The following is a 12,929-nucleotide window of genomic DNA, read 5'->3' as shown; positions in this document are numbered from 1 at the left end:
CCGCTTGATGCTTGACGAAACTCACGTAAAGTATGGGTCAGCTACATAGATAGCACTAAACAAAACGGATAATAATTGCACGGACAGCAATAAGCGTTAACTAACGCAGAAGAAAATTTAAAATACGGATGGTTTAATAAAGCTTGGGATAAGCACTGAATATTTCGCCTAAAAAGGCATTAGGGATAGCTCAAAAAAGTGTCAGGATGACCGATAAAAATAAAATTAAGCACGGAAATAATAATAAAAATAATATTGGAAATTAAAAACCCAACAGGGACCGTAACAAAAGGCTAGGATAGCCACTTAAGAATCGGGATTATATATGTTGGCAATTGCCACATTTTCTCAAAAAGCGACGTTAATAACGTCGCTTTTTTTCTTTCTATCGCGGTTTACTGTGGAATGTCGTAAAATAAGCACAATTGTTCATTATTTTAAGTTATTACTATGTCTCGTACGAAAAAATCACGCAAGCCAGGCACCGGTTCTATTGGCATCCTAAAAGATGACAAAAAGAAATTGGTAGAGCCAAAGCCGCGTAGAGCAAAAAAATCAAATGGTAACGAAGCGGGTAACCGTCAAAAAGAAGCCACACCAAAAATTAACCAAAATCAAAACTCTGCAAAAAATAAAGATCCTCGCATTGGTAATAAAACGCCTATCGATTTAGGTAAGCCAGTTAATGCGCCGATAAAAACTAAGCCAGCTAAAAAAGTGCAAGATAATTCACCTATCGCGGCTATCCGTGTGGTTGAAACAGGTGAGTCATTAGCTGATCAATTAAGCCGTATTGAGCAAGACCCTAGATTGCTTGAAATACTTGAAAAACAAGATAATGAAATAACCTTAACGTCAGAAGAGGTTAACTATTTCAATACGCTGATGGAACAGCACGAAAAAATCAGTCAAGAATTAGGCCTAGATGATGAAGATGAAGTTGTTGAACAAACTCAGAAGTCAGATTCAGAAGATGATCTATGGGACAAGTTTAATAATAGTGATTTATCAAAATTTGAATAGGTAACTTAAATGCTATCAAATCCTTGGGTATATCTAGCTTTATTAGCCTTTGTAATTATTGGTGTTTTAGCAGCAATAGCCGTCAAGCTATTGCGCCAATTGAAGCTTCAAACGCAAGCACAAGAGCAAAAAGAAATAGCTCAGCAGCTAGCATTGCAACAGCATGATAAAAAAATAATCTCTAGTGTTATTATTATTGTGCGTGCAATGAAAGAAGAGCAATGTGATATTGCAGAAGGTTGCTGGCGATTAAGCGTACTGCTTGATTCATTAAAATTAAGCCAAAATTTAAATGTTCAGTTTCCTTCAGTATTCAAGTTTTATGAAGCTATAAAGCACATGCCTATTTTATCAGCACGTAAAAAGCTGGATAAAAAATCACGGATGAAACTCGATTTTGAGCGTATGAAGCTTGAAGCTGAAATGGCTGACGATATTCGTAAAGATATCGAGTTACTACACCAGTACGCTAATGAACGAAATAGTATGCTGAGTGAATCCACGACTTAAAGCATTAACAATTTTATTGATGCCGTTAGTGAATACTGCGGCTCAATACTTTCCCCACAAAAACCTCATAAAAAGCCCTGTATCCAAAATTAAATATACGCGACAAATTTTTCACGATAATTAAACCATAAATAACTAATTTACTTCAAAGATGCCCATAGTATTGAGCTCGATCAATGTTTGAGTTGCTAGTTTACCTATAATATCGAAAAATGAATAAATCGGTATTCTTATGCGAGCAACACAGTTTTTTGATCAGGCACTATTAAAAAAATATAACACCAGTGGCCCACGCTATACTTCATATCCAACCGCACTAGAATTTAATGAACAATTTAGTTACACCAACTTAGTCTCTGCGATAAAAGAGTCACCCAATAATGAGTTGTCCTTGTATGTGCATATCCCATTTTGTCATAGCCTTTGCTATTACTGTGGTTGTAATAAGGTCGTCACACGTCACCGAGATAAAGCTGACACTTATCTAGAGTTTCTCGCACAAGAAATTACCGAAAAAGCGGTATTATTCAAAAACTATACCATCAAGCAGTTACATTGGGGTGGTGGTACTCCAAGCTTTTTGCGGCACGAACAAATGGTAAAACTAGTAGCACTGCTAAAAGAAAATTTTACCTTTGCAGAGCAAGTAGAAATGAGTATTGAAATAGACCCGCGTGAAATAGAAATGAACCTAGCTGAGCACCTTTACAGTCTAGGATTTAATCGTTTAAGCATTGGCGTGCAAGACATTGATAAAAAAGTTCAGCAAGCAATTAACCGAGTACAGTCGACCGAGTTTATTGCCAGCTTTATTGCTCATGCCAAACAAGTCGGCTTTAAATCCATTAATATTGATTTAATCTACGGCTTACCGCATCAAAATATAGCAACCTTTACTCGTACACTAAGCAAAGCCAATGAAATGGCTGTTGACCGCATTTCGCTATTTAGTTACGCACATATGCCAACACGCTTTGCCGCACAGCGTAAACTCAAGGATGAATGGCTACCGAGCATAGAGGAGAAATTTGCATTGATGAAACTTGCCATAGAGATGCTCTGTGACTTTGGATACGAATTCATTGGTATGGATCACTTTGCAAAACCTGAAGATGAATTAGCTATCGCTCAAAATGCCGGAGACTTGCACCGAAATTTTCAAGGCTACACAACCAAAGGTGGTTGTGATTTACTCGGTTTAGGTGTTTCGTCAATTAGTGCCATTGGTAATAGTTTCAGCCAAAACACCAAAGAGCTACAAGGCTATTATAAAGCGATTGCTACAAAAGCACACGCTCACGAAAAAGGGGTAAATTTATCTCGCGATGACATTATTCGAGGTGAAGTTATTCGCGAACTTATGTGTAACCTTTACCTCGATAAAAATAAAATTAATGAAAAATTTGCTATTAGTTTTGATGACTACTTTGCTGACGACTTACCTTTGCTGCAAACCTTCATTCAAGATGGGTTAATCAGTAATACTAGAGATCATATTCGTGTCGATCAAAAGGCTAGGCTGTTAATCCGCAATATTTGCATGAGCTTTGATGCATACTTAAAACAACATATAAACACACAACGCTTTTCTCGGGTAATATAAATTAGCTTTATAATTGCCCTAAACTAAATCGACAATCAGCGCTGAAAAACACCAATTCAGCGCCATTACCCTTGTCATCTTCACGAGCTAAATCAACCCATTGATAATAAACATTACGATGTACTTTGGCTTGTAAGTTACGCCTAACGGTAACGTATAAAGCGCCATCTTCACTAGCTTCTAAGGGGTGCTCAGCATTTAAAATAAAGCTGTCATCTAAATTAGTCGTAACTTGCATACTGGTTTTTTGCTCATCTAACCATTGCCATTGCGTTAAAATAAAAGGTGCATCAGCCACCATTATTCCAACTTTTTCAACCGGCGTGACTAGAAAGTATTTATCAGCTTCTTTTTTCAAAACCGAGGCAAATAATTTCACCAAAGACAAACGTTTAAAAACAGTACCATTATAAAACCAACTACCATCCGACTTTATTTCTAAATCTATATCACCACAAAAAGGTGGATCCCATAATTCAACCGGTGGCATTTTTTTAGCATTACCCTGCTGAGAGTCAGAAATTTGCGCTGATATTTTTTCTAATGACATAATGGTTAACTTATTAGATAGCTTTACTTCATATTAGCAAGTTAATGGTAAAAGTTGAAATAACCGAATAGCTGACCGCCAAGCAAAAAATCATTCATCACTCTAAAAAATTCAAAAAAACCTGTCGAAATGCAATATTTCACTTGTCATATCACTATAAAATGCAATACAATCCTCGCGCCTTATCACTGGGCGCTTCAAGTATTATCAGTGGTGGCTATAGCTCAGTTGGTAGAGCCCCGGATTGTGATTCCGGTTGTCGAGGGTTCAAGTCCCTTTAGCCACCCCATTTTTTTATATTCAATCATGTAAGAAATAGTTAACTCGACCAAAATCACGGGTGATTCCGCTATTTCAAGTGCGCGAGAATTCAAGTCCATTTAGTCACTCCATTTATTTATATTTCTCTTTATATTCAATTATTTAAAAAGTCGCCAACTCGATCGTAATCACCTATGATTCCGCATTTCAAGTTCGCGAAGGTTCAAGTCCCTTTAACCACCCCATTTTTTCTTGCCTTTTCAAAACTCAAAACCTTTTGGCACTTTAATACTATAAATATCTATGTATTATCACTCCTTTGAAAATTCTATAGATATGTGAGGAAAAAGCTTACTTTATTAGATATATATCCATATTATTAACAATGCTGTTCAACCCTAGCAACGAGCTATGCTGCTATCTGCTTTAACCATATGAGCATCCTGTAAAGCGTTATAGCAAATAAATAGTCGTCGGGTATTAAGCACAATTTATCAATTTTTTTTATTAAAGGCATATCAAGATGAAATTTATCCAAGTATTAAGTTCAGCAATAATAGGAACTATAGTGATTGCAGGTTGTGCTACTAACACAATAAACGAAACATCGAGCAAGCCAATTCCTGCAGCTAAATTTGATTTATCAACATGGAAAATTACCATTCCGACAGATAATGATAATAATGGCAAAGTTGATCAGGTAAGCAAAATTGATATTCAAAATTATAGCCACCTTGATTATTTTTACCTTGATGACGAAAATAATATGGTCTTTGCTACACCCAATAAAGCCTTTACCACTGCCAATTCAAGCAACACACGGAGTGAACTGCATCAGTTATTAGGCGGACCTCAGTTAACAAACTATGCGCCAGGCAATAACTTCTCTTTAAAATCACACAAAAACGCTCAAAGTTATGCACAAATAGGCGGTAACTTACAGGCTACAGTTAAAGTTAACCATGTCGCAAAACGCGCTACTTACCCAGAAAAAAATCCTGCTTATTCCGTTGTTGTAGGGCAAATTCACGCCACTAAAGATAAAACTATCGTCGCTGAAGGAAATGGCTTTGGCTATGGTAATGAGCCGATTAAAATATATTTTAAAAAATGGCCAAATCATCAATATGGCTCAGTATTCTGGAATTATGAACGCAACTTACCAAAAGCAGATCCTAACCGTGTAGATATTGCCTACCCAGTTTGGGGTGAATTGTGGAGTGAAAGCAATGAACCTGGTGAAAATGGCATAGCGTTAAACGAAGCGTTCAGCTATGAAATAAATGTCGTTGAAGATATTATGCACTTAACTTTTACAACTGCACGCCACAAGCCAGTGACCTTTCAAATTAACTTAGCAAACAACATTGATGCTAACGGTAAAGTTGATAAATTCGACCATCCTTATGGCTACAAAGGTGATGCATTGTTTTTTAAAGCTGGTGCATATAATCAATGTAGCATTAAAGACGACCCTGGCTTTTGGTACCCTAAATGTTTAGGTACGGGTGACTGGAAAACTGATAAGAAAAATGGTGATTATGCGCAAGTCACCTTTACACGTTTAGTTACTGGCATGAGTAAAAAGCCGCAATAATGTAAACTTAACAATAATTCGGCTAAATAAAATGTAATCGTATTTTAGCTGATTTAATAAATTGCCTCGTTAATCGGGGCTTTTTATTATAACGAGAATAAAATGATTCATGTGATGGTAACGACAACTAATACCATTTAACTGACCCGTACTTCGCCGTGTATTGATCAAAAAACCTTCTTATTTGGCTAGTGTATTTGACTTTATTTATGCTTACATACTTTCCTTACTGCACTTACATGGGCTGATTAATACAAGCCATTGTTTAAAGTGTATTTTTTATGTTTTAGCTCATTAGTCAAGTTTATCAACTCCACGAAGTCTAAAAATAAGTTTGGCTAAATCGATATCAGCGACTTTAATTAAAAGTAGATTTACTCTCCTAATTAAACGTTTATTGATAACACACAGGTGAGGAGCCATACCATTCGTTTGCAAGTCGAAGCGAGAATACTCTTGTTCATGTCAGCGCCGTGCATGTGTTGTGGTAAGTTTAATTTATACAATCTAGATTCAAGGAAAATGATGAAATTAAAATATTTTGCTCTATATGGCTTAATTACTTTGCTTGGCGCTTGTAGCCAAACACCTAGAGTGTCGGATCAGTCTACCCCATCTAATCAATCGTCATCGATAACAAAAAATGACCCGAGCATGTTTAAAACAAACCGTTCCTGCATTAATATTATTAAAGAATTTGAAGGAGTGCGCCTCAATGCTTATAGAGGTCTCTCAGGTGCTTTCCTCATAGGTTACGGTCATATGGCTGATGTTCACAAAGGAATGAAGATATCGCAAAAGCAAGCTGAGAAGTTGCTAAAAGAAGATTTAAATCGATTTGAAAATGACGTTGCCCGACATGTTAAAGTGCCGATAACAGAAAATCAGTTTAGTGCAATGGTTTGCCTCTCGTACAATATTGGTAGTGGTAATTTTTATAATTCGACAGTACTGAAAAAAATTAACAACAATTTACCGATAGAAGCAGCTGATGCCATTTTAATGTGGAATAAAGTGAATAAAAAGGTAAACCTTCATCAAGTTAAACGTAGAAAAATGGAAAGAGCTTTATTTATTAAGCCTTAAATAGCCATACATATTAAATAAAGGATAAGTTGTGCATCACCACAAATTACCTTTAAATCCAAGCTATTACATGAACAAAACCGTAATATCTAGCTTAATACACATTGATCCTACTATAGCCTAAAGAACCTAGTTGTGACTCCGCTATTTTAAGTGCGCTAAGGTTCTTCCGCTTTAACTATTTAATTCTTTTTTATTTCTAATATATTCAACAATTAGCTTAATGTTTAACTCAACATTAAGCGTAAAGTCATAAATTATTTTGTTGCTGTACCTTGCTCACGATTTTGATTTTGATTTTGATTTTAGATAGGAAGACTTATAAGTCCCATGACATACGCAGGTAATAATAACCGCCGTTAAATCCCATCGGCGAATTAAGTGGGTAAATAGCCCCTAAAAATCCCGATGTTCGCCCTTTACTGTATTCATCAGGAAAGACGTCAAAAATATTATTAGCACCTAAAGCTACCGTTAAACTCTCATTAATTTCATAAGAAAACTCAACATCTGTTATAACAATTGCATTCACTTTCTCAATAAGCGATACGTCATTAAACTGTGCATTGTAAAAACTGCCATAGTAGTTAACACGTAACATGCTACTTAAATGGCCTTGCTTTTGAGAATAGGTTAATACGGCTCGGTTATTTGGAATGCCTTCTTCACGCTCTTTGCGAGCATTAACATTAGCAATAGGGCTCTTACTGTCAAAGCCACCTAACTTTGTTTCTGTATAGTTATAGGCGAGTGATACTAAGCTATTATGGCTAATAAACCCCAATGGCAAACTGGCAACCAAGTCAAATCCCTGTGTTATTGAGTCAAAATCATTAGCATAATATTGAATACTGGTGACGTTTGATTTAACCCCTGAGGTGGCTAATAATCTTGTATCTACAGCAGTTACATCACTCGAAAATAAAGATAGCCTGTCATCAACATCAATAAGAAAATAATCCAAGGTAATATTTGCTGGTCCTATATCCGATAATAAACCAATACTAAAGCTAGTTGCAGTTTCTGGTTCAAGGCCACCACCAGATCGTGCGACAGCAATCGGACTTAACGCACTTACTAGCTGTGATCGTTGTTGCACTACAACACCATTAACGATTGAATTTGAGGTAGATATGCGTTGCAAAGTAGATTGACCCACAGTCGGAGCCCGAAATGCCGTACTCAGTGTTGAGCGTATGGCTATTTCATCACTGAGCTGTAATCGGGATGACACTTTCCCGTCAAAAGTATTGCCTATTTTAGCGATATCTTCATACCTGATCGCCAGCGACATAGAGAGCGCTTCTGTAATGTCGCTTTCTATATCTAAATATACGGCATTAGATATGCGATCATTAATACTAGCGGTCTCGGGTGAGAAACCAGGAAAGCCATTTGCTCCGACCGCCTCACTATTATTATCAAAAGGTCCTGCCTGATAAGATGCCGTTTCGCCCGTAACAATCTCAAATTTTTCGAAATGAGTTTGGTACCCAAAGGCAACATTCAAGTCTGACTCAAAATCAACGTTAATTGGGTAAGTAAAATCAGCGTTAAATACACCTTCGGTTTGTATTTGAGAACCGAGTTCAAAATCACTGGGTGAATTTTCACCTAATGAGGCATTAACACTATTGCGTAGTTTGTAATCATTGCGATTTCTCCCAACGACCATACTAATATCATACGTTAGATCAGCATTATTTTTAATTAGCGAACCTCGTAAGCCTACCGCGAGACTTTCATCGGTTACTCTGCCGCCAAATCGTGGAGTAAAGCCACCAGGAAAACGCTCGTTAAAAGCAAAGCAATTGGGATTAGCTGAAACAGCCGCTAAAGCTTCAGCATCACCCGGACTACCAGGAAGAGTGGGTACTGGACAATTACCCGTGTTATTACTCGTCATATCAAAAAATAGTCGTGTGCCATCATTTGGATTCGTAAATACACTTGCTCGGGTATTTGGATTACGATAATAAAAGCTGCCATCAATATCGCGCTGCGCCCAATTTCCAAACATATAAAGTTGTTGGTATTGGTTTTTAGCGCCAATATCCATCTCCAGATGACCGAATAACTTGATATTGTTGCTAATTTTTGGTGCACCCCAAATAACAACAGGATCTTGAATATCGTCCGCATTGATACCGCTATCAATCAACGACTGTACTGCTGGATCTTGAATTCCACGAGAAGTACTGTCACTTTCTGAAAGTTGGAATGAAAAATTAGCACTACCACTACTACCAATTTGGCTACCTAGAATGCCAGACAATTCGAGCGTCGAACCATCTCCAGCGTAGTATTGGCCTGTACTTACTTCAATTCGACTGATATCTGCACTGTTTTCTAGACGAAAATTAATAACTCCCGCGATGGCATCAGAACCATATTGCGCGGCCGCACCATCACGTAAAACTTCAACACTTTTTAAAGCAATACTCGGAATAGGTTCAAGATCAACACCATGAGCGCCAATATTCAACCCTGAGATAAACTCATAGATCACGCCACTGCGATGTCGCCGTTTACCATTCACTAATATTAACGTGCTATCGGTTGGCAATCCTCTAAGGTTAGCAGGTCTTACCATAGTACCTGCATCACTAATGGCTTCTTGACTGGTATTATAAGAAGGAATAACACTCGACAAACTGAATATTAGGTCGTTATTGCCTTGCGAGCTTAAATCACGTTTATTGATGATATCTAATGGCGCCAAAGCACTGCTTGGCGATCTATTGATACGACGAGATCCAATTATTTGAATGCGCTCAGCTTCTACTTCGCTAGTTAATTTTTTTTCTTCGTTTATTGCTTGAAAAGAAAAATCTATATCGGGTAAATTAGCAGTAAGAAAATCAGGTCCAAAGAGAATATTATCCATTTGATGTTTGAGATGGTTTTTTAAGAACACATCAATAGCAAAATTTTTACCATTATAGTCATAATTGCTTAGCTCCGAAGACACCGCGATAACACGTTTTTCAGTAGCAAAAGCACTAAGAGGCGTGTTTAAAAGTAACTGCCCTAGAGCATCTTCAAGTGAGTAAGTACCAAAAAGTGGATTACTAACAACAATGATAGAATCATCAAATGGGTATATGAGTGAATAACCTGATATTGTGGCTAATTTATCTAAAGCCTGAGCAGCAGACATGGCAGGGAGTTCAAATTGATAACGCTCAGCGGCTTTACACGCCAAAGCATTACCGAAAAATAGCAAAGAGAATGCAATAATAAATTGACGGTATTTTATTTTTTGTTGTTTTAGTGACCAACTACGCACTTAACAAATATCTCACGTTTTTTATTCTTCACTCAAAAGTGCTCTATCTTGATGGTTATATTATGAACGCAGTTTGACTGGAGTTACTAGTTATTTTTCCTAATTTATTTATTTTGTTAACAATCTAAATCATAAGCTAATCATTAGCTCTCTCGATAATCTGACAATACGACATTAACTCGCTAGCAAAGGCCAAGTTCCGCTTCTAATTTCATGCTATATTTTTTTGCAAGTCAGCTTAATAAATACCGCCAATGACGAATAGTAATTCATCTTGTCTACTCACTGAGTGTAATAGCGGTCAAAGTCGCTGTTTCTAATGCAGATAAAGCTATGAATAGTTATCAAGCATTAGACATAAAAAAACCCAGCCAAAGCTGGGTTTTTTATATCAACAATATGCTAGCTGATATTAGAAGTTATATGTTGCTTTTACGTAGTAGAAACCACCATTAAAACCAAACGGAGATGTTTCATAATATTTACCACCCCATTGATTATTAACACAACCACCACAACTAGCTGCACCGGCATCGGTGAAGTTTATTTCAGTTGCTTCTTGGTCGAACAAGTTTTGCGCGCCAACAGACAACACGATGTCATCTGAAGCAAAGTAACTAAACTCGGCATCAATTGTTACTGCAGCATCGCCAGTATTAACTGTGTCAACATAGTCAACATGAACACCTTGATATTCGCCATAGTAATTACCACGAATCAAGAAGCTCACTTCATCCCATGATTGTGACCAAGTCAACGTTGCACGGTGATTAGGTAAATCATTTTCTAAACGAGATACTTTAAAGTCGCCAGTAATCGCTGTGAAGCTATCAACTTCAGTTTTATTGTAGTTGTACGCTAAACTAAACTTGGCATCACCATCAAGTAATTCCATACCGTAGTTAGCGATTAAATCAACACCTGATGTTGTTGTATCAAAATCATTTGTGAAGAAACTTACTAACTGTATTGATTCAACATTGGCTACACCAGCATTGGTTAAAGCTGTTTTATCATCATCTGTTAGTTCATATTTAGTTGATTGAGACACGCGGTCTTCAACTGAAATATTGTAGTAATCAAGCGTAATGAATAGCTCGCCAATATTCCAAACTGCACCTAAAGTATAACTTTGAGATGTTTCTGGTGTTAACTCTGTTGCACCTAACTGTATCGCAATCGGGTTACTCGCTGGTAATAATGCAGAATCAACTAATGCACCATTTTCCAATGCGGTTTGCACGTTCGAGTAATTAGCTTGACCTACTGTAGGAGCACGGAAACCTGTACTGATTGAACTACGTAAAGAAAAGTCATCGGTTACATTATATTGTGCTGTAAGCTTGTAGTTAGAGTCACTACCAAATGAGCTGTAGTCTTCATAACGAAGTGCTGCACCTAGTAAAAAGTCTTCTGTTATTTGTGCTTCAGTATCAACATAGAACGCGAAATTTTGGCGAGAATAAACACCAGCAGCTTGAGGCTTAAATCCTGGGAAGCCATTAGAGCCGATACCAAAACCTTGTTCAGTGTATGGACCTGCAGTATATGATGCAACATCACCAGCGGTTACTTCAAATGATTCTGAATGCCATTCATAACCACCAGCAACCATTAATGATTCAAACATATCAACATCAATATCTTTGCTGAAATCAACGTTAAAAGTTTTTTCTAACTGAGTATGTTTACCTGGACTAAAGTCACGCGGAGTTGCAGGACCTAAAGAGGCGTTTAAGGTATCATAAATTACATAAGTAGATTCGTTAAAGCCAACAGAACCACTAACGTCATACATTACACCGTTATCTAGTTCACCACGTGTACCTAAAGTGATTGAGGTATCAATAATATTGCCACCGAAGTTTGGTGTAAAACCACCTGGTAACATTTCGTTGAAACTAAAACAATTGTCATTATTAGCAACATTGTTAATGTAATCGTCTTGCGTTAATACATTAGCGCTAGTCACGTTGACAGGAGAACAGCTGCCTCCAACACCCAAACCGTCTAAATCTGCGATAAGGAGATTTGATACGCCATCACCATCGGTATCACCATTACTATAAACACCACCACGAGTATGCGGATTACGATAATAGAAACCACCGCGAACATCACGCTCAGAGAAGTTACCAAACATGTAGGCTTCGCTATCGTTACCTAAATCTAAACCTGAGTTTACAAAAATAGTGTAGTCATCATTTACTTCAGGAGAACCCCAAATTTGAGCTAAGTCTGATACAGCCGTGTTACCTGCAGCGATAAAAGCTGCTGCGTCAGGGCGTTGTACACTTCGACTAGTTGCATCAGCATTTTTATATTGAAAACTTAAATTCAAAAAGCCGTCTTTCGTTAATGGCATACCAACGTTACCAGATACTTCCATGGTATCGCCGTCGCCTTCATAATAAGAGCCGTAACGAGCAGTTAAAGAGCCACCATCAGCGTCATCTTTTAAAACAAAGTTCATTACACCAGCAATAGCATCAGAGCCATATTGTGCAGCTGCGCCATCACGAAGTACTTCAACTTGTTTTAATGCAACGCTAGGGATAACTGAAATATCAGGACCTTGGGCACCATCATTAATACCGCCACCTAATAATGCAATGACAGAAGCACGATGACGACGTTTGCCGTTAACTAAAATCAAAGTACTGTCAGATGATAAACCACGTAGATTGGCAGGTTTAACTAAACTTGCCGCATCTGAAATAGGGTTTGAGTGGACGTTAAAGGAAGGAACACTGCCTTTTATTAATTCAAGCATGTCGGTATTACCGCCACGCGCTAGTTCTTCTCCACCAATTAAGTCAATTGGTACAGGAGAGTCGTTTACTGAGCGAGGAGCACCACGCGAGCCTACGACAACAATTTTTTCTACATCTTTTTCTGCTTTAATTTTTGCACTATTATCTTCAGCAGCATAAGTAGATGTAGTTCCTAAAGCTAAACTTACAGCAATTGCTAACGTTCCTGTACGGAATTTATTAGACATGTTATTTCC

Annotated in this window: 8 protein-coding genes and 1 tRNA gene; 6 read left to right on the top strand and 3 right to left on the bottom strand. The window is 37.5% G+C overall.

The window, feature by feature from the left end; translation table 11 throughout:
- Positions 1–450: 450 nt before the first annotated feature.
- From yihI to hemN, 3 genes are all read left to right on the top strand, one after another.
- Positions 451–1,023 carry a Der GTPase-activating protein YihI gene (gene yihI, locus H4J50_RS00545; RefSeq protein ID WP_108457459.1) on the top strand — a complete coding sequence of 191 codons (573 nt, stop codon included), beginning with the start codon at positions 451–453 and terminating at the stop codon, positions 1,021–1,023.
- 9 nt (positions 1,024–1,032) lie between these two features.
- A complete protein-coding gene (locus H4J50_RS00540; RefSeq protein ID WP_108457460.1) occupies positions 1,033–1,533 on the top strand; it encodes a DUF2489 domain-containing protein in 501 nt (166 codons plus the stop codon).
- A 232-nt stretch (positions 1,534–1,765) separates the two neighbouring features.
- A complete protein-coding gene (hemN, locus tag H4J50_RS00535) occupies positions 1,766–3,136 on the top strand; it encodes an oxygen-independent coproporphyrinogen III oxidase (protein ID WP_182253814.1) in 1,371 nt (456 codons plus the stop codon).
- Positions 3,137–3,143: 7 nt separating this feature from the next.
- Here the strand turns inward: hemN and H4J50_RS00530 are convergent, their stop codons facing one another.
- On the bottom strand, positions 3,144–3,686 hold the full coding sequence (locus tag H4J50_RS00530; RefSeq protein ID WP_182253812.1) for a DUF1285 domain-containing protein: 543 nt from the start codon (positions 3,684–3,686) through the stop codon (positions 3,144–3,146).
- 213 nt (positions 3,687–3,899) lie between these two features.
- On the opposite strand from H4J50_RS00530, the gene H4J50_RS00525 reads away from it, so the two are divergent.
- From H4J50_RS00525 to H4J50_RS00515, 3 genes are all read left to right on the top strand, one after another.
- A tRNA-His gene (locus H4J50_RS00525) sits at positions 3,900–3,975 on the top strand.
- 495 nt (positions 3,976–4,470) lie between these two features.
- Positions 4,471–5,544 (top strand): polysaccharide lyase family 7 protein, encoded by a 1,074-nt coding sequence (locus H4J50_RS00520; protein WP_182253810.1) that lies wholly within the window; start codon positions 4,471–4,473, stop codon positions 5,542–5,544.
- A 525-nt stretch (positions 5,545–6,069) separates the two neighbouring features.
- On the top strand, positions 6,070–6,630 hold the full coding sequence (locus H4J50_RS00515; RefSeq protein ID WP_182253808.1) for a lysozyme: 561 nt from the start codon (positions 6,070–6,072) through the stop codon (positions 6,628–6,630).
- Positions 6,631–6,949: 319 nt separating this feature from the next.
- Here H4J50_RS00515 and H4J50_RS00510 read toward each other — a convergent pair whose 3' ends face one another.
- Both H4J50_RS00510 and H4J50_RS00505 read right to left on the bottom strand, forming a co-directional pair.
- Positions 6,950–9,919 (bottom strand): TonB-dependent receptor domain-containing protein, encoded by a 2,970-nt coding sequence (locus H4J50_RS00510; protein WP_182253806.1) that lies wholly within the window; start codon positions 9,917–9,919, stop codon positions 6,950–6,952.
- A gap of 412 nt (positions 9,920–10,331) precedes the next feature.
- Entirely contained in the window at positions 10,332–12,920 is a 2,589-nt protein-coding gene (locus H4J50_RS00505; RefSeq protein WP_108457485.1) for a TonB-dependent siderophore receptor, read from the bottom strand.
- Positions 12,921–12,929: the final 9 nt, after the last annotated feature.

This window comes from Colwellia sp. 6M3, from assembly GCF_014077595.1.
In the GTDB taxonomy this organism is placed as follows: Bacteria; Pseudomonadota; Gammaproteobacteria; order Enterobacterales; family Alteromonadaceae; genus Cognaticolwellia.
Note: the sequence above shows the minus strand (reverse complement) of the source record. Positions and strands in the feature narration are given on the sequence as shown.

Coding starts and splice junctions, on each gene's coding strand:
- yihI (WP_108457459.1), top strand. CDS start 451: ATGTCTCGTACGAAAAAATCACGCAAGCCAGGCACCGGTTCTATTGGC.
- H4J50_RS00540 (WP_108457460.1), top strand. CDS start 1,033: ATGCTATCAAATCCTTGGGTATATCTAGCTTTATTAGCCTTTGTAATT.
- hemN (WP_182253814.1), top strand. CDS start 1,766: ATGCGAGCAACACAGTTTTTTGATCAGGCACTATTAAAAAAATATAAC.
- H4J50_RS00530 (WP_182253812.1), bottom strand. CDS start 3,686: ATGTCATTAGAAAAAATATCAGCGCAAATTTCTGACTCTCAGCAGGGT.
- H4J50_RS00520 (WP_182253810.1), top strand. CDS start 4,471: ATGAAATTTATCCAAGTATTAAGTTCAGCAATAATAGGAACTATAGTG.
- H4J50_RS00515 (WP_182253808.1), top strand. CDS start 6,070: ATGAAATTAAAATATTTTGCTCTATATGGCTTAATTACTTTGCTTGGC.
- H4J50_RS00505 (WP_108457485.1), bottom strand. CDS start 12,920: ATGTCTAATAAATTCCGTACAGGAACGTTAGCAATTGCTGTAAGTTTA.